Genomic DNA, 24,818 nt, shown 5'->3' on the forward strand with positions numbered 1-24,818 from the left:
GAAGATGCAAAGAGGTCTGGTCCAATGTCTGGCCTGGGTGCTGGCGACCGGCGCCGCGGTCACGCTGTCGTGGTACGGCGTGCGGACGGTGCTGACCGGTACGGCCTACGATCCGCCGCGCGCGCTGCCGATCGCGGACGGCTCCGGGTCGGCGAACGGGGCCTGGTCCTCCTCGACGCATCGGCCCAAACCGCCCTCGCCCTCTGCCACTTCACCCTCCTCGCCGTCCTCGCCCTCGTCTTCGCCTTCGGGGGCGGACGCGGGGTCCGGCGGGGACGAGGACAAGGGGTCCGGTTCGGCCGGGCCCACCCGGAAGCCGACGCAGACGCCGTCCCGGCCGGAGTCGGCGCGGCCGGAGGAGAGCGGGGAGGTGCGCAGCTATCCGGCCAAGGGCGGCCGGGCGGTCTTCGACATCCGGGCGGCATCGGCGGATCTGGTCTCGGCCACACCGGACGGCGGATGGCAGATGCAGGTGTGGAAACAGAGCGAGTGGATCCGGGTGGACTTCGTCTCCGGGGCCGACACCACCACCATCTTCTGCACCTGGCACGACGGCCCGCCCCAGGTCCGCATCGACGAGCACTGAGCGCTCCGCTGGAAGTGCTGCGATGCGTCGTCGGCCGTCTGCGGCGCCGTCGTGGCTGGTCCCACGCGGCGGAGCCGCACATCGACACAGCCCCGCGCCCCTTCGGGGCGCTGCCGAACCGTAGCCTTCCCGCTACCAGGGGCTCCGCCCCCCGGGCCCCCGGCTGGGGCGGAGCCCCACCACGCGGCGGAGCCGCATATCGATGCCGCGGGAAGGGGCGAAGCCCCGGCCCGGGATCTGGGGCGGAGCCCCCACCCGGGGACTGGGCCAGAGCCCCCACCCGGGGCCCGGGGCGGAGGCCCAGTTCGGGGTCTGGGGCGNCCCGGCCCGGGATCTGGGGCGGAGCCCCCACCCGGGGACTGGGCCAGAGCCCCCACCCGGGGCCCGGGGCGGAGGCCCAGTTCGGGGTCTGGGGCGGAGGCCCGCACGCGGCGGAGCCGCATATCGTCAGGTGTCGGGAAGGGGCGGGGTGGGGACCAGGTGCCGGTCTCCGGTCAGGCGAAGACGGCGGGCGGCGGGGCCGGGGAGGGGGCGGCGGTCGCGTCGGTGACCGGGGCGGCGCCTCCGGTGAAGTCCGCGAGCGCACGGCCGTGTTCGACCCGGGCGGGGTGGGGATCGCCCGCGGCGCGGCGGGTGAGCTCGGCCAGCGGCAGCTCGCGGTCGGCGGCCAGCAGCACGGCGTTGCCGAAGCGGCGGCCGCGCAGCAGGGCGGGGTCGGCGGTCAGACACACCTCGGCGAACGCGGCGCGGGCGGTGGCGATCTGGGCCTTCAGATGGGCCAGCGGCGGGCCGTCGGCGAGATTCGCGGCGTAGCACCCGTCCGGGCGCAGGGCGCGGCGCACCTCGGCGAGGAATTCCGCACTGGTCAGGTGGGCGGGCGTACGGGCCCCGCTGAAGACATCCGCGATGATCAGATCCGCCCAGCCGTCGGGCACCTTGGCGAGCCCGGCCCGGGCGTCGGCGCCGCGCACCCGTATCCGGTCACCGGGGTCCAGCGGCAGCTCACGCCGGACGAACTGGACGAGCGGGGCGTCGATCTCGATGATCTGCTGGGTGGAGCGGGGGCGGGTGGCCGCTATGTAGCGGGCGAGGGTGAAGGCGCCGCCGCCCAGATGGACCACGTGCAGCGGACGGCCGGGAGGGGCGGCGAGATCGGCGACATGGCCGAATCTGCGCTGGTACTCGAAGTCGAGATACGCGGGGTCGTCGAGGTCCACATGCGACTGCGGCTTGCCGTCGAGCAGCAGCGTCCAGCCGCGCGGCCGGTCCCGGTCCGGCACGAGCTCGGCGAGCCCCCCGTCGACGGATGCGGTGACCGGCTCGGAGCTACGCCCCCGCGCCGCTCCGCGCCCGCGCGCGGCTCGCTTGTTCGTGCCTTTCGCCATGTGTCCCAGTATGGGGCCGGCCACTGACAGCCCCCGGACTCACTGGCAGCGGTCGACGGCCTCGATCGTGCGGGCCGCCTCACCGAGCGCCGCCCGGAGCTCGGCGGGGTCGGTGGCGACCGTGTACGCCGCGTCGGGCGGCACCAGCCAGCCGGTGCCGATGCCCGGCAGCGCCTCGTCCCCGGCCGCGCCGGACGCGCCGTTTCCGGATCCGCTGTCCGCGGATGCGGCGTCTCCGGATGCGGCGTCTCCGGATTCGCCGTCTCCGGATGGGGGATCTCCGCATGCGGAGTCTCCGGTTCGGGTGTCTCCGGCCTCGGCGGGGGTGCCGGTGCCGGAGCCGATATTTATCCGGATCCCACGCCCGGAGGTCTGCGTACAGGCCGAGCCCGGCAGGTCCCAGCCGTCCGCCGTGCCGGGCGGGACCAGGAAGCCGAGGGTGTCGCAGGCGTTGTCGTGCAGGACGGGGCCGAGGCCATCGCACGCACGACGCAGGATGTCCACGGCCTCCAGCCCCTGGCGGGCGGGCACGGTGACGAGGTCGCAGTCCTGGCGCTGGGGGTGCTGGGCAGTCGTCCGTGAGCGGCTGGTATCCACTCCGGCCTCCCTCTTCATCGGGTAGCACCTGGTTCAACGCGCGGCGGTGTCAACGGCTACGGCTGAATGCCGCCGTAAAGGATGGCAGTTCATGGCAGATCGCGGGCGAGACGTCACCTTTGCCGGAAATCTCCGAGTGTCGTGGATCTCACAGCCGGTACGGTTCTCCCCCGCCCACCTGGCATCACCAAGGGAGAGGCTGAGATGACGCCGCTTCCAGAGCCCTCGCCGCCCCGGCCGAACACCGCGTTCCGCCGACTGCGCGGACAGCTCTCGCCCTCCGAGTTCGCGGCGTCCGTGCGCCGCGCGGCCCGTGAGATCGGCGAGCAGGTCTCCTGCGACGCCCGCTATATCGGCCGTGTCGAGTCGGGGGCGATCCGCTGCCCCAACTACGCGTACGAGCGGGTCTTCCGCCATATGTTCCCCGGCCGCACCCTTACGGATCTCGGCTTCGCCTCCCGTGAGTCGGTGCGCGGCCACCAGGCGCGCGGCCCAGCGGGCCCTCCCGTCCCCGGCCCGCGCCCCGGGCCCTGCGAGCCCCCGGGCAAGGGGTCAGTCGACGTCTTCGAGGAGAGCGAACTGCTGCGCCGCTCGTTCATGGCCGGTGGGGCGGCGGCCGCCGCCGTGGCCGCCGCGCCCCGGGCCGGGACGCCGCCCCGGCGGGCGGGGCGCCGGGTGGGCGAGGCCGAGGCCGCCGCCGTGGAGGAGGCCGTACGGCGGATCCGGGTGCTGGACGACCGGCACGGCGCCGACCCCCTCTACGCACACACCGCCAAACCGCTGAGCGCCGCCTACGCGCTGCTCGACGCGGGCGGCTACAACCGCTCGATCGCCGAGCGGCTCTTCGCGGGCGCGGGCGAACTGGCCATCTCGGTGGGCTGGCTGGCCCATGACTCCGGGCGGCTGTCCGACGCGCGGTCCCACTACGCCGAGGCCCTGGCCACCGCGCGGGTCTCCGGCGACGCCGCCCTGGAGGCGCACGCGTTCTGCAACACCGCCTTCCTCGCCCGCGACGCCGGACACCCCCGCGAGGCCGTAAGGGCGGCGCAGGCGGCACAGCGGGTCGCCGAGCGGCTCGCCTCGCCACGGCTGCTGTCGCTGCTCGCGCTGCGCGAGGCCGGGGGGCTCGCCTGGCTGACCGACCGGGGCGGCTGTGAGCGGGCGCTGCTGCGCGCCCGGACGCTGTTCGGGCGCGGACCCTGCGACGCCGACCCCGAGTGGATGAGCTTCTTCGGGGAGGCCGAACTGGAGGGGCTGGAGGCGCAGTGCTGGTCGGCGCTCGGCGACTGGAAGCGCGCCGTGGAGCACGCGCGGCGCGCGGTGGCCCTCCAGAACCCCCACTTCACCCGCAACATCGCGCTGTTCACCACCGAGCTGGCGAGCGATCTGGTGGCGGGCGGCGCGCCGGACGCGGCCGCCGCCTCGGCCGGCCGGGCGCTCGGGCTGCTGGACCAGGTGAAGTCGTCGCGGATCCGCCGGATGCTCGCCGACACGGCCCGGATACTGCGTCCTTACGGTCGCGATGCGGCGGTCGCGGACTTCCTCGCCCGCTATGAGACGGCCGCCGCCCGCCCCGAGACAGCCGCGCGCCCAGAGCCGACCGCCCGCCCCAGCCCGGTCTGACGCCGGTTCGGGCCCTCGGTCGGGATGGCCGGTCGGGTGGCCGGTTGAGTGGCCGGTTCAGTCGAGATGGCCGGTGTCGTTCCAGCGCTCGATGGCGGGCTCGCCGTACGCCCAGCCGAGCACCGACAGAGACGTGGGATCGAGCCGGATACGGGCGGCGAAGGAGACGTCATGGCCGAGCCAACGCGCGCCCAGCGTCCGCAGGATGTGGCCGTGCGCGAAGACCAGCACATCGCGGTCGGCCGAGCGCGCCCACTCCACGACCTCGTCGGCCCGCGCCGCGATCGAGGCGATCGACTCGCCCTCGGGCACCCCGTCGCGCCAGATGAGCCAGCCCGGCCGGGCGGCCTTGATCTCGGCGGGCGTCATCCCCTCGTACGCGCCGTAGTCCCACTCCAGGAGCGCGTCCCACTCCCGCGCCCGGTCGCCGAAGCCCGCCAGCGCGCAGGTCTCCTTCGCCCGCGACAGGGGGCTGGTGCGCACCTCGGCGTCCGGGAGGCCCGCCCAGGGGCCGTGGCGCAGCCGCTCGCCGAGCAGTTTGGCGCCGCGCCGCCCCTCGTCCAGCAGCGGGATGTCCGTACGGCCGGTGTGCTTCCCGGTCAGCGACCACCGCGTCTGTCCGTGCCGGGCCAGGAGGATGCGTGGGGCCATGGGGTAGTGCCTTCTTTCACCGGATCCGCACCGCCGCGCCGCCGTGCGCCGTTACACGTCGCTGCCTGCGGTTTCGTGCACATCGCGGGACCGGCACATGGCCGATCGCCATCCCTCCATCATCGCGCACGTGATCGGCAGGCAACCTCCGGGTCACTCCTGGCGTCTTCCAGGCTGCGCGCGTCCGCCAGGGGGTTCCAACAGTGGGCGCGCTCGCGGACGGGGGCGGTGCGTAGGTCGCTTCGCCTACACCGTACGGTTGACCGCGCGCCTTTTTCTGGCCGCCTGAACTTTGGAGAGCGTCCGAATGCCCCATACCGTGCCCCGTGCCGGAGCAGCACAGGGCAGTCGGCCCCGTTGGTGGACCGAACTGCCGCTCATAGCGGTGGTGTACGCCGCGTACTCGGCCGGTCGGCTCCTGGCCCGCGGCGATGTGTCCACCGCCGTCGATCACGGTCTGGCGATCCTCCATTTCGAACAGCGCCTGAACATCGACTTCGAGTCGCCGCTGAACGACCTCTTCACAACTCACGCGGTCATAGGCATACCGGCGGACTTCGCCTACGCCTCGCTGCACTACGTCCTCACCCCGGCTATCCTGATGTGGCTGTGGAAGCGCCGTAAGGCGTCGGACTACCGCTTTCTGCGCACCTGGCTGCTGGTCTCCACGGTCATCGGCCTCATCGGCTTCACCCTGCTGCCGACGTGTCCGCCGCGGCTCCTGGAGGCCAGCCACGGCTTCGTGGACACCATGGCGCAGTACGGCTCGTACGGCTGGTGGGGCGGCGACGCCAGCGCGCCGCGCGGGCTCGGCGGGCTGACCAACCAGTACGCGGCGATGCCCAGCCTCCATGTGGGATGGGCGCTGTGGTGCGGCGTCGCCCTGTGGCGGCACGGACACGCGGTGTGGACCAAGGTCGTCGCGGTCGCCTATCCGCTGGTGATCACGCTCGTGGTGATGGGCACCGCCAACCACTACTTCCTGGACGCGGCCGCCGGCGCCGCCACCATGGGGCTCGGGGCGCTGCTTGCGGGCCCGGCGCTGCGGCTCACGGACGCCCTGCGCACCCGCCTGCGCCCGGCCCAGGAGGCCTCCGTCGCCTCCCGATACGCGGGTGTGCCCGCGAATGTCGGTGACAAGTGCGAGACTTCGGCGCGTGAACGGGAACGGATCCCCCGACAGCAGGGCAGGGGCGCGGACAGGCAACGCACCGACGGTGCCGCGGACGACGGCGGCCGGGGAGCCGGTGCCGGTACCGGCGGCCGGGGCGCCACGGCCACGGGCGGCGCGGCCCCCGCGGCAGGCGACGGGGCTCCGGCAGCGGCTCGCTGAGCTGCGCGGCCCGGCCACCGCTCCCCGTCCGATGGACGCCCGAGCGCTGGCGGCGCTGGCCGCCAACCCGGGCTGCCGCCGCCGCGCGCTGCTGGACGGGGCCGGGGTCGACAAGGGCGCGCTGGCGCAGGCCCTGGGGGCTCCCGCGAACTTCGGGCAGTCGCAGTTCGCGCATCAGCGCGGCAACTCCTTCGAGGCCCGGGTCAAGGCCGACGGCGGCGCGGACCTGGTCCGGCTGCTGCACGAGCGGCTGCGCGACGGCTCGGAGCCGCCCGGCCCCGGCGCCGTCGCGACCCCCGATCTGACCGCGCCCGGACCGCAGGGCCGCACGGCCCGTACGGCGCTCGCGCTGCGGGAGGCCACGGAGGCGGGGCGCTGGGCGCTGCTGGACCACCCGATGGTGAGCCTGGACGTCGCGGGCTCGCCCGCCTTCCTGGAGCCGGACGCGGTCGTGGTGCACCCCGACGGGTCGTGGACGGTTGTCGAGATCAAGTCCTTCCCCATGATCGACGGCTCCGCCGACCCGGCCAAGGTGGGCGCGGCCGCCCGGCAGTCGGCGGTCTACACGCTGGCGCTGGAGCGGGTGGCGTCGATGATCGGCCGGCCGCCGGAGGGCGGCGGCGACACCGCGGAAGCGGTGGAGGCCGTGGATGTGGCGGAGACGGCGAGCGCGGCGATGACGGCGGACGCGGCGGCCCCGGCTGGGACGAAGGAGGCAGCAACCTCGGCGGACCCGGCCGAAGCGGCGGCGCGGGAGGGCTCGGTGACCCCGGCGGAGGCCGCTTCCGTGCGGGCCCGGGTGCGACATCAGGTGCTGCTCGTCTGCCCCAAGGACTTCTCCAACCTGCCGACCGCCGAACTGGTCGACGTGCGCAAGCAGCTGGCGGCCACCCGGCGGCAGCTGGACCGGCTGACCCGGATCGAGGAGATCGCCGCCGCCCTCCCCGAGGGCACCACCTTCGACCTCCGGCTCACCGACGACGGCCGCGTCCCGACCCGGCCGGTCGAGGAGCTCACGGCCGCCGTGGACGCGGTGGACGCGGCGTACGCCCCCGAGTGCCTGTCCACGTGCGAGCTGGCCGCCCACTGCCGGGCGCGGTCCCGCGCGGCGGGACGGGTCGAGGCGCTGGGCCGTGGCATCCGGGGCGAGCTGGGCGGGCTCACCACCGTGGACGCCGTCCTTACGGCCGCCATGAACGGCCCCGCCGACGAGGCGCCCACCGGTGACCCCGCCGTGGACGCCCTGCGCCGCGCGGCGGCCCTGCGCGCCGAAGCGCTCGCGTCCCGCCCGGAGGCGGTGGCATGTCGCTGATCACCACCCTGGCCCGGATGGAGGCGGTCCGGGAGGGGCGGGCCCAGCCCCTGACCACCGTGCGCCACCGCCATCTGTCGGAGCGCCCGCTGGCGTTCGTCCCGCTCACCACCGCCGGTGAGGCGGGGGCGCCGCTCGGGGCGCTGGTGGGCACCGACCGGGACGCGCCCCGGCTGCTGATCGTGGCCCAGCCGCGCGACCGCGACCTGAGGTTCGCGTTCCTCGCCGAGCTCGCGGAGGAGATCCAGCCCTATCTGGACTCGTACGCGGACGAGGTCGAGCTGGAGGAGCGCAAGGAGACCGATCCGGAGACCGGAAAGAAGGTGCCGGTCCAGGTCGAGCTCTGTCAGGACGCGCCGCAGCTGCTGGTGCCCAGCGCCGCGGGCGTGGCGTTCGTCCGGCTGCTGGGCCGGTCGATGCGGTTCCGGCGGACCGCCGAGCAGGACCCGGAGACGCCCTTCCCGGCGCCCGCGCGGGTACCGCTGCTGGGCCGCTGGCTGACCCACTACGGGGAGCGGGCGCGAGTGCCCGGCTCCTGTCTGCTGCTGTCGCTCACCGAGCTGCTGAGCCGTCACTGGGCGACCGGGCAGAGCAATCTGGAGGATCACCATCTGGGCTCGCTGCTGGCCTGGATCGACCCCCCGGAGGGCGTACCGGGGGCGGAGGCGGCGCTGCGGGCCGAGTCGGAGCGGGACGAGGACGGCCTGCTGCGCTGCCCGCCCGCCGGCCCGGCCACCGACCCCGCCTTCGACAACAAGCTGCTGGCCCCGGCGATGGCCCGCTACGACGCGGCGCGCGCCGAGGCGTCGCAGGGCGTGGCCGGGGGCGAGGCGCGGCTGCGGCTCGCCGAGGCGGAGCTGCGCGGGCTGATCGCGTCGCAGCTGCGGCCCACCTGGGACGCGCTGTGGCGCGGGGTGGATCTGCTGCGCGCCCTCCCGGAGGGCGCGCGGGTGGCCGACCGCTGGAAGCGGGACCGCTGGTCCTACACCGGCCACCGGGACCGGGTCCGGGCCGGGGAGCCGCCGCAGCCGAAGCTGGACGACGCGGTGACGGCGGCGCAGAAGCTCGCCGCGCGCGAGACCGCGCAGGCCCAGCTGGACGCCCATGAGGCGCTGGACGATCCGCTGGTCATGGCGGGGCGGCGGCTGGCCGGTGAGGCGTTCGCGGGCGAGGTGATCGACGTGGAGATGGCCTGGTCGGACGCGAAGGTGCCGCGCCCGCGCCCGCTGGTCACGATCCGCACCGAGGACCGTCCGCACCTGGCCGAGCGGGTCAAGCTGCACCGGGTCACGGAGGACGGCAGGGCGCAGAGCGGGGAGTTCGCCGGCTTCGCGGACATGGACGGTACCGACGGGTCCGAGGGGTCCGACGGTTCCGATGAGACCGACGGAGCCGATGTCGCGCAGGGCCCGGGCGATGCGGGCGGCCCGGGCCGTGCGCTGGTGGTGCGGCTGACCGGCGGGATGGGCCGAGGCAAGCAGCCCGAGCCGGGCACGGTGCCCGAGAAGGGCGACCGGGTGTGCTGGACGCTGTTCGAGCACGCCCCGCGCGGCGGCCCCGAACTGCCCGACCCGGAGAGCACCCCATGGACCCATGGCGGCCCGCCGGACGCCGCCGCCCCGGCCCAGGGCGCCCAGCCCGACCCGATGACCGAGGAGGACTATCTGTGATCGGCGCGGACCCGGCCGCCGCCGCGGCCCACCCGGGCCGTGCCCGCGCGGGCGAGCCGTTCGACCCGTCGGCCGCCGCGGCGCGCGCCACCGAGGCGATCCTGCACGACACGCTGCACGGAGCGGACCGCGGCGTCGTCGTGGACTCCCCGCCCGGTGCGGGCAAGTCGACGCTGGTGGTGCGGGCGGCGCGGGAGCTGGCCGCCGCCGGGCAGCCGCTGATGGTGGTCGCGCAGACCAACGCCCAGGTGGACGATCTGGTGGACCGGCTGGCCACGGCGGACCCCGATCTTCCGGTGGGGCGGCTGCACAGCAGCGATCCGCATCCGTACGACCCGGTGCTCGACGGCCATGAGTCGGTCCGCACCTCCGCGAAGATCGCCGACCTCGCCGGGCTCGACATCGTGGTCTCCACGGCCGCGAAGTGGGCGCACATCAAACACGTCGAGCCGTGGCGGCACGCGATCGTGGACGAGGCGTACCAGATGCGCTCCGACGCGCTGCTGGCAGTCGCCGGGTTGTTCGAGCGGGCGCTGTTCGTGGGCGACCCCGGGCAGCTGGACCCGTTCAGCGTGGTGGGCGCCGACCAGTGGGCGGGGCTGTCGTACGACCCGTCGGCGAGCGCGGTCACCACCCTGCTGGCCCACAATCCGCGGCTTCCGCAGCACCGGCTGCCGGTCTCCTGGCGGCTCCCGGCCTCGGCCGCGCCGCTGGTCTCGCACGCGTTCTACCCGTACACGCCGTTCCGCAGCGGCACCGGCCACGGCGAGCGGCGGCTGAGCTTCGGGGTGGCCTCCGACGGTTCGGGCCCTGACCGGGTGCTGGACGAGGCCGCCGCGTCCGGCTGGGGGCTGCTGGAGCTGCCCGCCCGGCGCACCCCGCGCACCGACCCGGAGGCGGTGGCGGCCGTGGCCCAGGTGGTGCGGCGGCTGCTGGACCGGGGCGCGGTGGCGGTCAGCGAGCGGTCCGACGAGCCACAGCCGGTCGCCGCGGACCGGATCGCGGTGGGCACCGCGCACCGGGACCAGGCGGCGGCGGTCCGCGCGGCGCTGACGGGCCTCGGGGTCTCCGGCGTCACCGTCGACACCGCCAATCGCCTCCAAGGGCGTGAGTTCGAGGTCACGGTCGTGCTGCACCCGCTGTCGGGGCGGCCGGACGCCACGGCCTTCCACCTGGAGACGGGGCGGCTGTGCGTGCTGGCGTCGCGGCACCGGCAGGCGTGTGTGGTGGTGTGCCGGGCGGGGGTGGCCGAGCTGCTGGACGAGCACCCGTCCACGGAGCCGGTGCAGCTGGGCGTCACGGTGAAGTTCCCCGATGGCTGGGAGGCCAATCACGCGGTGCTGGCGCACCTGTCCGAGCACCGGGTGGCATGGCGACCGTAAGCGGGTGGCATGGCGACCGTAAGGGCGGCGCGTTCCGGTGGCCGTACGGTGCGTCACCGGCTGAGCGGTGCGGCCATGGTTCAGGGGGCGGTGGGGTGGGGAGAGACCCCAGGTCGGCGGCGTACGGCGGGGGCGCCCTTGCCCTACGCGCGACAATGGAGACGGCAAGACCCGCGAACCGTACGTGTCTCACGAGCCAGGAGGAGAGATCACATGCCCGAGCCGGATTCGGCTCACGGCCGGCACGGCTCCGCGCCCCGGCGGCTGAAACCCGCGCCCCTGCTCTTCGAACCGGCCGCCGCCGCGTCGGACGAGGCGCACTTCTTCGACCTGGAGTCGATCGAAGACCCGCGTGAGCTGCTGTCCCGCTCGACGGAGCTGGTACTGGCGTTCCGCGCGGCGACGGACCGGGCCATGGAGTTCCAGGCGATGGCGGCCGCGCAGCTCGCCGACCCGAGGCGGTTCGATCGGCTGACCCCCGCCGTGATCGCCGAGCGTGCCGAGTGGACCGAGGACTACGCCAAGAAGATGGTCGAATTCGGTCGTGAGCTGATGCGGGGCGGCGAGGTGCCGGACTGACGGCAGGCGTGAGCCCGGGGCATATGCGGGCGGAAGGTACCCGATACCGCCATCCGATGTCCCGGTTTCGTCTCATCTCTCTACACCGTCATCGCCGACGGTAAAGGTGGAAACATGAGCAGATCGCCGCAGGACTCACTTCACACCGCCGCCTTCGTCACCCCGGCAGGCGCGGACTGGCTGGCCTCGGCCAGCGCCTCCCCTCGCGGTGTGCAGGCCCTGTGGGCCGCGGCCCCGACGGCCCCGGTGACGCTGCCGTGCGGCACGGCGTTCGACGTGATCAGCATGGACGCGCTCTTCGGCCGCCGGGTGGTGGGCCGGTTATGGACCGACGGCCCCGGCACCGGCCCGGTCGCGGCCCAGAGCGGCCGGGTCCTGCTCTTCGCCACCCCGGGAACCGCCCAGCGGCTGCCCGCGCTGCTCGGCTGGGAGGAATGGAGCGCGGCCGCTCCCCCGCTGCTCTGCTACGGCCGGGGGGACGCGGTGACCGTGCCGCCGCTGTTCCCACCGGACCCCGGTCCGCAGGAGGCGGCGCCCCTGGAGCCCGACGCCTCGGAGTCCCGCGCCAGGAAGCCCGACGCCTCGGAGTCCGGCGCCACGAGGCCCGGCACCCTGGAGTCCGGGGCCAGGAAGTCCGGCGCCCGGGAGTCCCGGGCCACGGAGTCCGGAAGCCGGGAGTCCGCCCCGATGCCGTCGCCGCGCTGGCTGGTCGCGCCCGATGTCCGCAGCCCCTGGCTGCCCGGCCCCGAGGTGCTGCTGTGGGCCTGTGTGAGGGCGGCCCGCGCCGCCGGTGGTGATCTTGTCAGCATGGCTGTGACCAGCGCACCCGCCGCCTTTCCGGGCTGAAACTTATCGATTTTCGCTCCGTGGCGTCCGGGTGCTAAGGTCTCCTACGTCAGCAGGCGCCGCTAGCTCAGTTGGTTAGAGCAGCTGACTCTTAATCAGCGGGTCCGGGGTTCGAGTCCCTGGCGGCGCACAGACAGTGAAAGGCCCCTCACTTCGGTGGGGGGCCTTTCACGTGGCCCGTCCGCACAGGCCGCGCATGACGGCCCTCACACCGCCGGGCCCGTGAGCCGGGTGACCGCCCGCACCGCCTTGTCCGGGCCGGGCATCGCGAGCGCCTCCCGGCGCAGGGCGTGCGCCGCCGCCGCGTACGAGGGCTGCTCCAGCAGGGTGAACAGATCCAGGGCCAGCCGGGCGCCCGCCGCCCGCGCCCCGGGCCGGGTGGCGTCGAGGGCGTCGGCGGGCAGATACATCCCGGCGCCCGCCCGGGCCAGCCGCGCCCCGTTCAGCTGGTGCTCCAGGCGGGGCGCGACGACCAGCTGCGGCACCCCGGCCATGGCCGCGGCCAGCACCGCCGCGCCCCCGCCCTGGTGGAGCAGCGCCCGGCAGCCCGGCAGCACCCGGTGCAGCGGCCCGGCGGGCGGCCGCCCCTCGGCGGCGCTGCCGACCCGGACGACCTCCACACCTCGCGCCTCGGCGGCCCACAGCGCGGCCCGTACGGCGTCCGGCGGGCCACCCGCGTCGTCCCACGCCACGCACACCCGCACCGGCCCGGAGCGCCTGGGGCCGCCGCCCGGTCCGTGCCGCCCGTTCGACGCGGCGACGTGGCGCCCGGGGTGCCCGGAGTGCCCTAGCCCGGAGTGCCCTAGGTGCCCGGGGCGCCCGGGGTGCTCATGGCGTCCGGGGTGCGCCCCGGCGCGGCGGGCCTCGTACGGCGACGGCGTCTCATCCGGCGACGTCCCGTCGTGCGGCACGAAGCGCACCGGCAGCCGCCGCGCCCGCGAGGGCAGTGCGAGGCTCGGCGGGCAGGGGTCGAGCCACAGGTCGGGCTCGCGCGCCGGGTCGGCGCCGTAACGCCGCATCAGCCGGGCGTAGCCGGGCAGCGGCGGGCCTTCCAGCCGCTGCCGGTCCAGCCGCAGGACGGCCGCGCTCCCCCACAGCTGGCCGACCGCGGGCACCCCCAGCGCCCCCGCGGCCACCGTGCCCGCGTACGCGCCCGCGTCGTGCACCACCAGCTCCGGCTGCCAGCAGCGGGCGAAGGCCACCAGGCCCTGGGCCATCGCCTCGGCGATCCGCACCTGCCGGTCGCCGCACGCGCGCAGTACGCCGTGCTGCTCCGGGGTGAGCGCGGTGGGCCGCAGCGGCCAGTCCGTGGGCCAGATGCCGTGCGGGCGGCGCACCGCCTCCGGCGCCCTGACCACCGCCATGGGCAGGGCGCCGATCTGCACCGGCACCAGGCCGGTCCGGGCGACGGCGGCCGCGCATTCGGACGGCACCGCGACCCGCACCTGGTGCCCGGCCTCGAGCAGGGCGCGGGCCAGCGGCACCATGGGGACGAGATGGGCGCCCGAGGCCCAGGTCGTGAACAGGACGCGCACGGTCACCTCCCGCAGAGGTCGAGTCGGCCGGACCGCCCCGTCCGGCCGATGGACATGACACCGAGCCGACCCCTCGCACCCCCGGCGGGCTCAGCGGAATCCCGCGAGCGTCAGCGTCTCGCCGGTGATCGCGCCGTTGGCCGCCGAGCACAGGAAGACGAGAGCGCGGGCGATGTCCTCGGGGGTGGTCGTGGGGCCCTCGGGGGTCATGGAGCCCTTGGGCGTGGTGGAGCCCTCGGGGGCGGTGGGCGGCCGATCGGGCGGGGTCGGGGACCGATCAAGCGAAGTCGGGGACCGGTCAAGCGAGGTCGGCGACCGGTCACGCGATCTCGGCGGCTGGTCAGGCGAGATCAGGGACCGATCAGACGGGGTGGGCCCGGGGCATACGGCGTTGATCAGCACTCCATCCCCGCCCACCTCGCCCACCAGACCGCGGACCAGACCCCGCAGCCCGGCCCGCGCCACCGCATGGAACTCCCCACCTGGGCCGCCCTCCGGTGGGTGCGGCGGGGCCACCAGCGCGATCCGGCCCCAGCCGCGCTTCCGCATCCCGGCCACGGCCCACTGGGCGGTGCGGATCGCGGGCGCGAAGGCGTCGGCGACGAGCGGCCGCCAGTGCTCCTCCGGGACGTCCTCGAACCGGGCGTGCGGCTCGCGCCGCGCGCCCCTTCGCCGGGCGGCCGCCACCAGCACGTCCAGCCCGCCCCAGTGCTCCTCCACGGCGGCCACGACCCAGCGCGGCGACGCGGCGTCGTCCAGGGCGTACGGCACGGCGAAGGCCCTGCCCCGGTCCGGTCCGGACAGCTCGGCGGCCAGCGCCTCGGCGGTCTCGCGGCGGTGCCGGAAGGCGAGCGCGACCCGGGCGCCCTGCGCCGCGAAGGCGCGTGCGGCGGCGCTGCCGATGGCCCCGGTGGCCCCGGTGACCAGGACCGTGCGCCCCTCCAGGCCGAGGTCCAACATGGGCGCTCCTCGCGGTCGTCCCCACTGAGAAGGCCATGGTCGCCGCCGTGACTCGAGCCCGCCTCGACCCGCGCCCGACCCCGTCCGGGGCCTCGCTCGGTGGCTAGCCGGCGTTTCGCTGGAAGGCGGAGCGATAGCTGTGCGGGCTGGTGCCGACGACGCGCTTGAAGCGGTCCCGGAAGGAGGTCGGCGAGCCGAACCCCACCTGGGCGGCGATGCGCTCGACGGGGTGGGTGGTGGCCTCCAGCAGATACTGCGCCTGGCGGATCCGGGCGCGGTGCAGCCACTGCAGCGGGGTGGTCCCGGTGTGCTCACGGAAGCGGCGGTTGAGGGTGCGGGTGCTCATGCCGACGTGGGCGGCGATCTCGTTGAGGGTGAGGTCCCGTGCGGCGTTGTCCTCCATCCACCGCAGCAGGGGCTCGAACAGCGATCCACGCGGTACGGGCGGCTGGTCGTGGACGATGAACTGGGCCTGTCCGCCCTCCCGTTCCAGGGGCATCACGGACAGCCGGGCGGCGTCGGCCGCCACGGCGGAGCCATGGTCGCGCCGGATGATGTGCAGACACAGATCGAGCCCGGCCGCGGCGCCCGCCGAGGTGAGGAACTGGCCGTTGTCCACATAGAGCACATCCGGGTCGACCTGGATCTTCGGATGGAGCTCGGCGAGCAGCGCGCCGCCGCGCCAGTGCGTGGTGGCGCGGAGCCCGTCGAGCAGCCCGGTGGCGGCGAGGATGAAGGCCCCGGAGCAGATCGAGGCGATCCGGGTGCCCCGCCCGGCCGCGTCCCGCAGCGCCTCGATCACCTCGTCGGGGACCGGGAGCAGGGGGTCGCCGCGGCCGGGCACGACGATGGTGTCGGCCTCGGCGAGCGCCTCGAGCCCGTACGGAGCCTGGAGGGCGAACACCCCGGCGTCGACGGCGGGGGCGGGGGCACAGACCCGGACCCGGTAGGGCTCCCGGCCGTCCGGCAGCCGGGTGCGGGTGAACACCTCGATCGGGGTGGCCAGATCAAAGGCGATGACCTGGTCCAGCGCCAGGATCACGACAGTGTGCATGGCCTCAACCTAGGCCATACGGGGCATGGCGCCCATGCCGGGGTGGCGAGAAGTCGGTATGGAGTCGCTTTCCAGCCATCGCGCTCGGAGTGTCATGTACGGCCGCACACTCCGGCGTCGGCGACGCGGATCGAGGGGTTGCCGTAGGCCATGCGCTGGAGGATCTTGCGATAGAGCGGCGTACGACGCAGCGCCCGCGCGAGGCGGGGGCGCACCCGGGTGGTGAACGCGCCCTGCGAGAGGATCGCCCGGCTCTGCAGGGTCTGCATCCGCATCACCGCCGCGATATCGGGCCCGCGCCGCCGCTCGAACTCCGCCAGCCGCTCGGCGCTGGTGTCGCCCTCGGCCAGGGCCCGGGCCAGCAGGGGGTGCAGCACCACCGCGTCCTGCACCGCGAGGTTGATGCCCTGGGCACCGATCGGGCTGTGGGTGTGGGCGGCGTCGCCGATCAGCACCAGCCCGTCGGCCACCCAGCGCTCGGCGCGTGCGGAGAAGACATCGAGCACACCGAGATCGGCGGGGGTGCGGACCTGATCGCGGATCAGCTCGGCGTACCGCGGCACGGCGCGCACCAGCCGCTCCTTGACGTGGTCGAGGCCGAGGTCGGCGATATGGCCGTAGCGCCGGTGCGGCAGGGTCCAGCCGAGCTGGATCCGGTTCGGCCAGGAGCCGTAGACCAGCACCGGGCCGCCGCCGGTGCGGTACACCCGCACATCGCGGAGGGGCGGCTCTTCCGGGGGCGCGATGAGGGTGCACCACAGCACGTCCTGGGCGAACGCGTCGGCGCGGCCCGCCCCGATGCCCGCCAGCCGCCGGATCCGCGAGAACCGGCCGTCCGCGCCGACCACGACCCGGGCCCGTACGACACAGCGGCCCGGCGGGCCTTCGGCGATGACCCCGGCGATCCGCCCCTCCCGGCGCAGCAGCGCCCCGGCCCGCCGCCCGGGCAGATAGCGGAAGCCGGGCGAGCGGCGGCAGTGGGCGAGGAGCTCATCCAGCAGATGGGCGCGCACCACGCTCAACAGGTGGTCGTACGGGGCCGGAAGCAGCCGGTAGTCGGCCTCCAGCAGCACCCGCTCGCCCTCGATCACCAGGAACCGGTGGTGCTCATGGGCGCCGCGGGCGCGTGCGCCGGCGAGCACATCGAGCGCGTCCAACAGCTGCATCGCGCCGGGCTGGAGTATTTCGCCGCGGACCACGCGCTGGTGCGCGCGGGCGCACTCCACCACGGTCACCCGGGCCCCCGACCGCAGCATCAGCAGCGCCAGCACGAGACCGGCCGGGCCGCCCCCGACCACGCACACATCGGTGTCGATCTCGCGCATCATCGCGCCTCCTGCTGGTCGGGCTCAGGTCCAGGGCTTCAGGCCATGGGCATCGGGCCATCGGGCATCGGGCGCCTGTGACAGCCCCCTGGACGCACTACGGCTCCGCTTGCCCGCGCGGGGGGATCGGGCAGCGGAGCCGTAGCAGGCCCGGCTGAAGGGCGGCGCCGGGCGTATGGGGGGATGGTTCGCCGGACGGGGACGGCTGGCTGGTACGAGACCTACGGGACCTACGGGACTCCGGACGAGGGCGGGGCGGTATCGGGGACGTGGGGGAACTCGGCTCTGCTCTGCGGGGGTTGTGGGCTGGGAGCCGGGGTTGAGGGCTGAGCGCTGGGGGTCGGGCTGGGAGCTGGGGCCGTTGGCCGGGGTTATGCGGCGAACAGATCGAGCACTGGGCGGCGCCAGTGGCCGTCCAGGTCCAGATCGAGCGCCGGGTCGGAGGCGAGCACCGCCTGCTGGAGCTTCTGCAACCGCGGCGACGGCTCCAGCCCGAGGTCCTCGACCAGTCTGGCGCGCAGCCCCTGGTAGACCTCCAGCGCCTGCCAGGGGCGGCCCGCGCGGTAGAGCGCGGCCATGCACTGGGCGTGCAGCCCCTCGTGCAGCGGATGACGGGCGGTCAGCTCGGTGAGCTCCGTGAGCAGCTCGGCATGGCGGCCCAGCCGCAGGTCGGCCTCGATACGGCGCTCCAGGACGCCGAGCCGGCTCTCCTCCAGGCGGGCCAGCTCGATCTCCAGGACCGGTCCGACCTTCACATCCACCAGCGCGGGGCCGCGCCAGACGGCCAGCGCCTCGCGCAGCAGCAGGGACGCCTGGACATCGTCCCCGGCGTCCAGCGCGTCCCGCCCCGCGGCCACCAGCCGGTCGTACTCATGGATGTCCACCGCGCCGGGCTGGGCCTCCAGCACATAGCCGCCGTACCGCGTGGCCAGCACGTCCTTGGAGGCCTGCGGGGCCTGCGGGCCATAGGCCGCGGCCAGCCTGCGGCGCAGCTGGAGGATGTAGGTCTGCAAAGTGGTGAGCGCGCTGCGCGGCATCTGCGTGCCCCAGATTTCCTCCATAAGAGTGGGCACCGGCAGCATCTGGTTGGCGTAGACGGAAAGCAGTGCAAGGATCTGGCGCGGCTTGCCCGCGCTGGGCACGATCGACTGACCGCACGCCTCGACGCTCAGCGGCCCCAACACCTTGATGTCCATGGTCGTGTACCTCCGTCAACGGTCCGTCAAGTGCCTCCTGGCCGCGCGGCCCTGCCACCGAGGCATCTAAGAGCCTCGCTTGTGGGCGGCCTGTGCGGCCAGTGCCGGAGTAACGAGCTCGATATGAGTTCCAGAGCCTCGCACCATGACAAATTCACACCCCTGGCGATGAGAGAGTCCGCGATGACCGATACGCCCGTCCCACAGGAGCCCACGAGCCCCGCCGCCCTGGCTCATCCCGCCGAGAACACCGAGGTCACCGGGGTCGTCCCGATCACCGAGCGCACCAGGACCGCCGGGGCTGCCAAGGCCACCGGGGCCGCCGACGCCGTTCGTCCGCCCGCCGAGGACGACGACCTGGTCATCGAGGACCTCTCCGACGCCTCGTGGCCCATCCCCGCACCCGGCATCTGCATCTGCACCGTCGGCGCCGAATGACCGGGCCATGACCGGCGAACTGGGCTTCACACCACATCTGCGGGTCGAGCCGGTGCCGGGCGAGGCCGTCTATCTCGTCTCCGAGCACGGGGTCACGGCGCTGCACGGCCGGGCGATCGCCGCGCTGGCGCCGCTGCTCGACGGGTCGCGGGACCTCGCCCACATCCTCACCGAGGCCGCCGCGCCCGGCCGCGCCGCGGACCCGCCCGGCGCGGTGCCGGCCGGGCAGGCCGAGCGCGTCATCGCCCGTCTCCGCGCGGCCGGGCTGGTCTCCGAGCGGGAGCGCGCCTGGACCCCCGAGGAGGCGTACTGGGAGCTGGCCGGGCCGGGCACGGGCGGCTCAGCCCCGGCCCCCACGCCCGCGTCCACCCGCCCCGCCGTGGCCCCGCTGGTGCTCGGCTCGACCGACCCGGACGAGGTGGTCCGGGCGCTGCGCGTCGCGCGGCTGAGGACCGCCGCGGGGCTGAGGACCGTGGACGGCGAGACGGCGGACCCGAGGTCCGTGAACGCGGAGGCGGCGGACGGCGATCCGACGACCTCGGGGGCCAATAGCCGTCAGCGAGAGATATGTCAAATCGCCCTTCGTCAACATGACGACGCGGAACTCACCCTTGTGGTGTGCGATGACTACCTCGATCCCCGGCTCGCCGCCGTGGACGCCGCGCACCGCGCCGCCGGCCGTCGCTGGCTGCCCGTCAAACCGGTGGGCACCCAGGCGTGGCTGGGCCCGTTCCTCGGCGCCCCCGACGATCCGTGCTGGGTCTGTCTGGCCGACCGGCTGTGGCGCGGACGGCAGGCCGAGGCGTATCTCCAGCGCCGGCTCGGCCGCCCCGGGCCCGTGCCGCGGCCGCCCGCCTCCCTGCCCGCGAGCCGCGCCGCCGCGCTCCAGCTCGCCGCCCTCGAGGCCGCCAAGTGGCTGGCCGGGTACCGGCACCCGGGCCAGCGGGAGCTGCGCACCCTGGACAGCCTCACCGCCACCGTGGACCGCCATCCGCTCTCCCGCCGTCCGCAGTGCGCCTGCTGCGGCGATCCGGCACTGGTCGCGGCCCGGATACGGGCGCCCCTGTCGCTGCCGTCACAGCGGGATCCCCTGGCCGATACCGCTGCCGACACCTCCCCGCGCGGGATCATGGAGCGCTATGGACATCTGGTGGACCCCGTCACCGGGCTGGTCACCGAGATCCGGCGCGATCCGCGCGGCCCCGCCGTCCTCAACTGCTTCCACGCCCGCCACCCCTCGTACGCCGGGGCGGCCCCCCACAGCGGCCTGGACGCCGTAAGAGCCGGACTGCGGGCGGCCGCCCACGGTAAGGGCCGCACGGCCGAACAGGCGCGGGCGAGCGCGCTGTGCGAGGCCCTGGAGCACTACAGCGGCCACTTCCAGGGGGACGAGCCGCGTCAGCGCGCCCGCTACCGCGATCTGCGCCCGGACGACGCGGTGCACCCGGACACCGTCCAGCTCTTCGACCCGCGCCAGTTCCGGGACCCGGCGCTCCCCGCGCGCCACCGCGTCCACGATCCGTTCGACGAGGGCGCGGAGCTGGACTGGACCCCGGTGTGGTCGCTCACCGCCGAGCGCCACCGGCTGGTGCCCACCGCGCTGCTGTACTACGGCGCCCCGCAGCCCCCCGGCCACCGCTGCTGCCGGGCCGACTCCAACGGCGCGGCGGCGGGCGGCACCCTGGCCGACGCCGTCGTACGGGGCTTCCTGGAGCTCGTGGAGCGGGACGCGGTGGCCCTGTGGTGGTACAACCGGACCCGGCAGCCCGCCGTGCCCCTGGACGCCTTCGACGACCCGTGGCTGGCCGAGGTGCGCGCCGCCCACCGGGGCGTGCGGCGCGAGGTGTGGGCCCTGGACCTCACCACGGACTTCGGCATCCCGGTGGTCGCCGCGCTCTCCCGGCGCCTCGACAAGTCCGCCGAGGACATCACCTTCGGCTTCGGCGCCCACTTCGACCGGCACACCGCGCTGTGCCACGCCTTCGCCGAGCTGAACCAGATGCTTCCGGCGGTGGTCGAGGCCCGCGCCGACGGCGGGGGTTACGGTGCCGCCGAGCCCGAGGCGCTGCGCTGGTTCCGTACCGCGACCCTCGCCGACCACCCGTATCTGGCCCCCGATCCGGCCGCCGTACCGCCCCCGGGGATATCCGGCCCCCCGGTGCCCCCGGAGGGCGGTGCGCCGGCCGCCGTAAGGGAGTTGGTGCGCGGGCGCGGGATGGAACTGCTGGTACTGGACCAGACCCGGCCGGATGTGGGGCTGCCGGTGGCCAAGGTGCTGGTGCCCGGAATGCGCCCGCACTGGGCCCGGTTCGCGCCCGGCCGGCTCTTCGATGTCCCGGTCGCGCTCGGCCGACTGCCGGGGCCCACGCCCTATGCGGACCTCAACCCGATTCCGTTTTTCCTGTGATCCCCCGTGATATCCGGTAACTCTGCGTACACCATGAGCCTTCCACAGGGCCTCTCCACCCCGGGTGAAGATCGGATACTCTCGGGCAAGCCACCCAATCCGGCCCGACCATCCGGAGGACGAGTGCAGGTGAGCCTCTTGCCCGACGATGCCGGGAACCACCCACCGCGCCACCAGGACGGTCTGGCGCCGCGTCTGGCCGTGGTCATCACGGTCCTCGTGCTGGTGGGGTACTTCGCCGTGGCCGTCACCTACGTGGTCGACGGCAATCGTTCGGGCCGGTCGGTCGACGCGGCGATGCTCGGTCTTGCGCTGCTGCCGATGACCATGCTGCTCTGCCTCCAGATGCTGCACTCCTTCCCCGGCCTCGCGCCCCGGCTCAGCGGTGCGCGGCGCTGGACGCTGGCGCTCCAGGCGGTGCTGACCTTCGCCCCGTTCGCCGTCTTCAAGCACGCCTGGCTGGGCATGCCGGGCTTCCTGGCCGGCTCCTCGCTGCTGGTGCTGGTCCCGGCGCTGGCGTGGCCGGCGTTCGCGGCCATCCTGCTGTGCACGGACGTGCTGCTGTTCCAGGTGGGCTTCGGCTGGGGCCAGGTCGCGTACACCACGGTCTCCACCGCGCTGACCGGGCTGGTGGTCTTCGGGCTCTCGCGGCTGTCCGGGCTGGTCGCCGAGGTGTCCCGGTCCCGGGCGGAGCTGGCCCGGCTGGCGGTCGCCCAGGAGCGGCTGCGGTTCTCCCGGGACGTCCACGACCTGCTGGGCTACAGCCTGTCCACGATCACCCTCAAATGCGAGCTGGTGCACCGGCTGGTGCCCCGGCAGAACTCCCGCGCCCAGCAGGAGCTCTCGGAGATCCTGCAGACCTCCCGTCAGGCCCTCGCCGACGTACGGGCGGTGGCCAGCGGCTATCGCAAGATGTCGCTGTCGGCGGAGGCGGCGACGGCCCGCTCGATGCTGGCCGCGGCGGGCATCAGCGCGACGGCCGAGATCGACTGCGGACCGCTGCCGGAGCTGGTGGACACGGTGCTGGCGAGCGTGTTGCGCGAGGGGCTGACCAATGTGCTGCGCCACAGCAAGGCCGACCACTGCGCGGTCGAGGCGCGCCGCAGCGGGCACCGGGTGTCGCTGACCCTCGTCAACGACGGGGTCGGCCGGCCGTCCACGATCCTGCGCGCCGACAGCTCGGACGGCGGCAGCGGCATCGGCAACCTCCGGGTGCGGGTGGAGAACCTCGGCGGGCGGCTGCGCGCGGGCGTACGGTCGGACGGCTGGTTCGAATTACGGGCGGAGCTGGATGTGTCCGTGGACGCGCCGCCGCGGAGCGGCCGGGAGTACGGCCCGGGGCCGACCGTGACGGCCTAGGCGGGGCCTAGCGGGGCCTGACGGCGTGACGAGCGCGCGGGGACACCGTACGCCGCCCTACAGCCGGCCCACGCCGCCATACAGCCAGTCCGCGCCGCCCTACAGCCGGTCCGCGCCGCCCTACAGCCAGCCCGCCTCGCGGGCGATCCGGATGGCGTCCACCCTGTTGCGGGCGTCCAGCTTGGTCACGGCGGACGTCAGATAGTTGCGCACCGTGCCCACCGACAGGAACAGCTTGGCCGCGATCTGCGCGGAGTCCTCGCCCTTCGCGGCGAAGCGCAGGACCTCCAGCTCCCGCGGGGTCAGCGGCTGTGGGCCGTCGTCCAGGGCGGCCAGCGCGAGCTGGGGATCGATCACCCGCTCGCCCTTGGCGACGGCACGGATGGCGTCGCTCAGCTTCTCCGGGCTGCTGTCCTTCAGCAGAAAGCCGGAGACATGGGCGGCCAGCGCCCGGCGCAGATTTCCGGGGCGGCCGAGGCTGGTGAGCATCATGGTGCGGCACTCGGGGACGGCGGTGCTCAATTCGGCCGCGGCGGTGAGTCCGTCCACGCCCGGCAGATCGATGTCCAGCACGGCGACGTCCGGGCGGAGTTCACGGGCGCGCGGCAGGATGTCGGCGCCGCTGGAGAATTCGGCCACCACATCGATATCCGGTTCGAATTCCAGCAGGGCCACCAGCGCCTTGCGCAACATATGCATGTCTTCCGCGATCAGCACCCTGACCATGCCGCCCCCTGCTTTCCCCGCCCGTCCTCACCCCGCACAGTGATTATTCCCCCGCCCTCTCGGCCATTCCCTCGATTCGCGGGCAAATACGCCCGTCGAACGCCTATCCCGTAGCGCGGACGCGACCGCGCGCCCCCTTTTCACGCCGCACCACCCCGGCAGGGCTCACCGGCCCCCGGCCCGAACTCGGCGTGCAGCGTGCGCACTTCACCCCGCAGATAGCGCTCGCGCAGCAGGGCGCGCCGTACCTTGGCGGTTCCCGCCCCGCGCACGGTGCCGGGGCGCACCAGCAGCAGCGCGCCGGTCTCGACCCCGAACTCCTCCGCGATCAGGGCCCGGATCCGGGCCGCCAGCCGGGGCAGCCCGGTGCGCGCCCCGCCCGCCGTACGGACCACCTCCTGGACGACCACCAGCGCCCCCGCGCCGGGCCCCGCGCAGAACACCCGGGCCGACCCCAGCGCCTTCGCGCAGCCCAGCAGTTCGCGCTCCACGTCCTGGGGGTGCAGGGTGTGGCCGTCCACCAGGAGGGCGTCACGGACCCGGCCGGTCATCCGGAGCCGGCCGTTGACCGTAAGGCCGAGATCGCCGGTGCGCAGGAAGCCGCCAGACCCCTCGGCGACGCGGGCGGCGAACAGCGGCGCGGTGTCCGACGGACCGCCCCAGTGGCCGGTGGCGACGGCGGGACCGCGCACCCAGATCTCCCCGGGCGCCCCGTCCGGCAGCCTGCGCCCGGTCAGCGGGTCCACGACGGCGAAGTCCGCGCCCGGCACCGGTGTGCGCCCCGTGGCCAGCGGCACCGGCGCCCCCTCGGCCGGGACGTACCCGGCCACCAGGGTGCCCGGGCGCAGGCCCAGCGGGGCGCAGCGGTGGGGGAAGGCGGCCATGGTCCCGGCCGAGACCGGCTCCCCGGCGTTCAGCGCGGTCCGCCAGCGGGAGAGGTCGAGCCCGGCCGGTGTCTCGTCGCCGAGGAGGGCGGCGCACCGGGCGTGGAGGATGTCGGGCGCGAGGGTTTCGGTGATGCCGTGGCGGCTGATGGCGCGCAGCCAGCCGAGCGGATCGGTGCGGAACGGCTCCGCCGGAAGCGGCACGGCGGTGGCGCCCAGCCATAAGGGGTGCAGCACCTGCCCGATCAGCCCGGGGGTGTGGTGGCGGGGCAGCCAGCCGCCGATCCGGGAGCGGCGGTCGGTGCCGAGCGTCCGCCGCAGCCCGGCCATGGCCGCCGTAAGGTTGCCATGCGTCAGCAGGGCGCCGCGGGGGGCGGTGGCGGGCCCGGAGTCGTAGGCGAGCAGCGCGAGGCTGTCGGCGGTGGTGCGGACGGGGTGCCGGGGCGCGTCGGCGCACGCGCCGGGGCGGAGTCCGTCGACGGCGAGGCAGGTCAGACCGGCGCGGCCGATGCGGGAGAGCCGGCGGGAGGTCTCGGTGGCGTGGGCGGTCTCGGTCAGGACGAGGTCCACGGCGGCGTCCCGGACGATCGAGGCGGTGCGCTCGGCATCGGTCCGGGAGGCGGACGGCGCGGGCACGGGCACCGCCACGGCCCCCGCGTACAGACAGCCGAGCAGCGCCACCGCGGCGCACGGACCGGGGTCCATGGCGAGCAGCACCCGGCGGCCGGCGGCGTCCCGGGCGCGCAGCCAGGCGGCCACGGCGTCGGCGCGGGCGTCGAGCGCGGCGTAGGACACGCGGTGTTCGGTGCCATCGGCGGCGGGGTGGGCGAGCGCCGTGGCGTCGGGGCGCTGGAGGGCCCGTTCCTTCAGGGCCTCGGCCAGATTCGCGTGTCGCGGCATTCTCAACTCCCGGGCGCCCGACGTCGAAAAGGGGCCCACAGTCTCGAAGCGCCACCTCGAAGCCGACTTG

21 protein-coding genes and 1 tRNA gene are annotated in these 24,818 nt (G+C 74.8%); 12 read left to right on the top strand and 10 right to left on the bottom strand.

The features are described 5' to 3' along the window. The first annotated feature begins 4 nt into the window (after nt 1–4). Nucleotides 5–586 carry a hypothetical protein gene (locus IEJ02_RS29830; RefSeq protein WP_191067662.1) on the top strand — a complete coding sequence of 194 codons (582 nt, stop codon included), beginning with the start codon at nt 5–7 and terminating at the stop codon, nt 584–586. Nucleotides 587–1,080: 494 nt separating this feature from the next. On the opposite strand, the gene IEJ02_RS29835 is transcribed toward IEJ02_RS29830, so the two are convergent. After that, the gene (locus tag IEJ02_RS29835) at nt 1,081–1,971 is read right to left on the bottom strand and encodes a spermidine synthase (protein WP_191067663.1); all 891 of its coding nucleotides are present in this window, start codon (nt 1,969–1,971) and stop codon (nt 1,081–1,083) included. A 39-nt stretch (nt 1,972–2,010) separates the two neighbouring features. Beyond that, on the bottom strand, nt 2,011–2,568 hold the full coding sequence (locus tag IEJ02_RS29840; RefSeq protein WP_191067664.1) for a hypothetical protein: 558 nt from the start codon (nt 2,566–2,568) through the stop codon (nt 2,011–2,013). A 204-nt stretch (nt 2,569–2,772) separates the two neighbouring features. Here IEJ02_RS29840 and IEJ02_RS29845 point away from each other — a divergent pair, with 204 nt between their 5' ends. After that, nucleotides 2,773–4,191 carry an NsdA family TPR-like regulatory protein gene (locus IEJ02_RS29845; protein ID WP_191067665.1) on the top strand — a complete coding sequence of 473 codons (1,419 nt, stop codon included), beginning with the start codon at nt 2,773–2,775 and terminating at the stop codon, nt 4,189–4,191. Between the two features lie 57 nt (nt 4,192–4,248). Here the strand turns inward: IEJ02_RS29845 and IEJ02_RS29850 are convergent, their stop codons facing one another. Then, nucleotides 4,249–4,842, bottom strand: a complete 594-nt coding sequence (locus IEJ02_RS29850; protein WP_191067666.1) for a histidine phosphatase family protein — start codon at nt 4,840–4,842, stop codon at nt 4,249–4,251. A 307-nt stretch (nt 4,843–5,149) separates the two neighbouring features. Here IEJ02_RS29850 and IEJ02_RS29855 point away from each other — a divergent pair, with 307 nt between their 5' ends. The 7 genes from IEJ02_RS29855 to IEJ02_RS29885 all read left to right on the top strand — a co-directional run bounded on the left by IEJ02_RS29855 (nt 5,150) and on the right by IEJ02_RS29885 (nt 12,094). After that, a complete protein-coding gene (locus IEJ02_RS29855; RefSeq protein WP_191067667.1) occupies nt 5,150–6,175 on the top strand; it encodes a phosphatase PAP2 family protein in 1,026 nt (341 codons plus the stop codon). Nucleotides 6,176–6,206: 31 nt separating this feature from the next. Next, nucleotides 6,207–7,487, top strand: a complete 1,281-nt coding sequence (locus IEJ02_RS29860) for a DUF2139 domain-containing protein (RefSeq protein ID WP_223864665.1) — start codon at nt 6,207–6,209, stop codon at nt 7,485–7,487. After that, the gene (locus IEJ02_RS29865; RefSeq protein WP_191067668.1) at nt 7,478–9,157 is read left to right on the top strand and encodes a hypothetical protein; all 1,680 of its coding nucleotides are present in this window, start codon (nt 7,478–7,480) and stop codon (nt 9,155–9,157) included. Before IEJ02_RS29860 ends, IEJ02_RS29865 begins: the two co-directional genes overlap by 10 nt. Then, nucleotides 9,157–10,539 carry an AAA domain-containing protein gene (locus tag IEJ02_RS29870; RefSeq protein ID WP_317985948.1) on the top strand — a complete coding sequence of 461 codons (1,383 nt, stop codon included), beginning with the start codon at nt 9,157–9,159 and terminating at the stop codon, nt 10,537–10,539. Before IEJ02_RS29865 ends, IEJ02_RS29870 begins: the two co-directional genes overlap by 1 nt. Before the next feature lie 213 nt (nt 10,540–10,752). After that, nucleotides 10,753–11,118 (top strand): DUF8844 domain-containing protein, encoded by a 366-nt coding sequence (locus IEJ02_RS29875; RefSeq protein ID WP_191067669.1) that lies wholly within the window; start codon nt 10,753–10,755, stop codon nt 11,116–11,118. Nucleotides 11,119–11,232: 114 nt separating this feature from the next. Beyond that, nucleotides 11,233–11,964, top strand: a complete 732-nt coding sequence (locus IEJ02_RS29880) for a bifunctional DNA primase/polymerase (RefSeq protein WP_191067670.1) — start codon at nt 11,233–11,235, stop codon at nt 11,962–11,964. 56 nt (nt 11,965–12,020) lie between these two features. Then, a tRNA-Lys gene (locus IEJ02_RS29885) sits at nt 12,021–12,094 on the top strand. A gap of 76 nt (nt 12,095–12,170) precedes the next feature. Here IEJ02_RS29885 and IEJ02_RS29890 read toward each other — a convergent pair. The 5 genes from IEJ02_RS29890 to IEJ02_RS29910 all read right to left on the bottom strand — a co-directional run bounded on the left by IEJ02_RS29890 (nt 12,171) and on the right by IEJ02_RS29910 (nt 18,034). After that, nucleotides 12,171–13,499 (bottom strand): nucleotide disphospho-sugar-binding domain-containing protein, encoded by a 1,329-nt coding sequence (locus IEJ02_RS29890; protein ID WP_191067671.1) that lies wholly within the window; start codon nt 13,497–13,499, stop codon nt 12,171–12,173. Between the two features lie 90 nt (nt 13,500–13,589). After that, nucleotides 13,590–14,459 carry an SDR family NAD(P)-dependent oxidoreductase gene (locus IEJ02_RS29895; protein ID WP_191067672.1) on the bottom strand — a complete coding sequence of 290 codons (870 nt, stop codon included), beginning with the start codon at nt 14,457–14,459 and terminating at the stop codon, nt 13,590–13,592. A gap of 103 nt (nt 14,460–14,562) precedes the next feature. Continuing rightward, a complete protein-coding gene (locus IEJ02_RS29900) occupies nt 14,563–15,513 on the bottom strand; it encodes a GlxA family transcriptional regulator (protein WP_191067673.1) in 951 nt (316 codons plus the stop codon). Nucleotides 15,514–15,605: 92 nt separating this feature from the next. Beyond that, nucleotides 15,606–16,841, bottom strand: a complete 1,236-nt coding sequence (locus IEJ02_RS29905; protein ID WP_191067674.1) for an FAD-dependent monooxygenase — start codon at nt 16,839–16,841, stop codon at nt 15,606–15,608. A gap of 368 nt (nt 16,842–17,209) precedes the next feature. Continuing rightward, a complete protein-coding gene (locus IEJ02_RS29910; protein ID WP_037953152.1) occupies nt 17,210–18,034 on the bottom strand; it encodes an AfsR/SARP family transcriptional regulator in 825 nt (274 codons plus the stop codon). A gap of 183 nt (nt 18,035–18,217) precedes the next feature. Between IEJ02_RS29910 and IEJ02_RS29915 the strand changes: the two genes are divergently transcribed. The 3 genes from IEJ02_RS29915 to IEJ02_RS29925 all read left to right on the top strand — a co-directional run bounded on the left by IEJ02_RS29915 (nt 18,218) and on the right by IEJ02_RS29925 (nt 22,238). After that, nucleotides 18,218–18,472, top strand: a complete 255-nt coding sequence (locus IEJ02_RS29915) for a hypothetical protein (RefSeq protein WP_191067675.1) — start codon at nt 18,218–18,220, stop codon at nt 18,470–18,472. 7 nt (nt 18,473–18,479) lie between these two features. After that, complete coding sequence (locus IEJ02_RS29920; RefSeq protein WP_191067676.1) at nt 18,480–20,879, top strand: TOMM precursor leader peptide-binding protein; 2,400 nt, start codon at nt 18,480–18,482, stop codon at nt 20,877–20,879. Nucleotides 20,880–21,008: 129 nt separating this feature from the next. Next, nucleotides 21,009–22,238, top strand: a complete 1,230-nt coding sequence (locus tag IEJ02_RS29925) for a sensor histidine kinase (RefSeq protein WP_275560394.1) — start codon at nt 21,009–21,011, stop codon at nt 22,236–22,238. A 120-nt stretch (nt 22,239–22,358) separates the two neighbouring features. On the opposite strand, the gene IEJ02_RS29930 is transcribed toward IEJ02_RS29925, so the two are convergent. Then, nucleotides 22,359–22,964 (bottom strand): response regulator transcription factor, encoded by a 606-nt coding sequence (locus IEJ02_RS29930; protein WP_191067677.1) that lies wholly within the window; start codon nt 22,962–22,964, stop codon nt 22,359–22,361. A gap of 140 nt (nt 22,965–23,104) precedes the next feature. Continuing rightward, entirely contained in the window at nt 23,105–24,748 is a 1,644-nt protein-coding gene (locus IEJ02_RS29935) for an AMP-binding protein (protein WP_191067678.1), read from the bottom strand. Nucleotides 24,749–24,818: the final 70 nt, after the last annotated feature.

The sequence above is a fragment of the Streptomyces sp. 5-10 genome (assembly GCF_014712245.1).
GTDB classification, from domain to species: domain Bacteria; phylum Actinomycetota; class Actinomycetes; order Streptomycetales; family Streptomycetaceae; genus Streptomyces; species Streptomyces violaceusniger.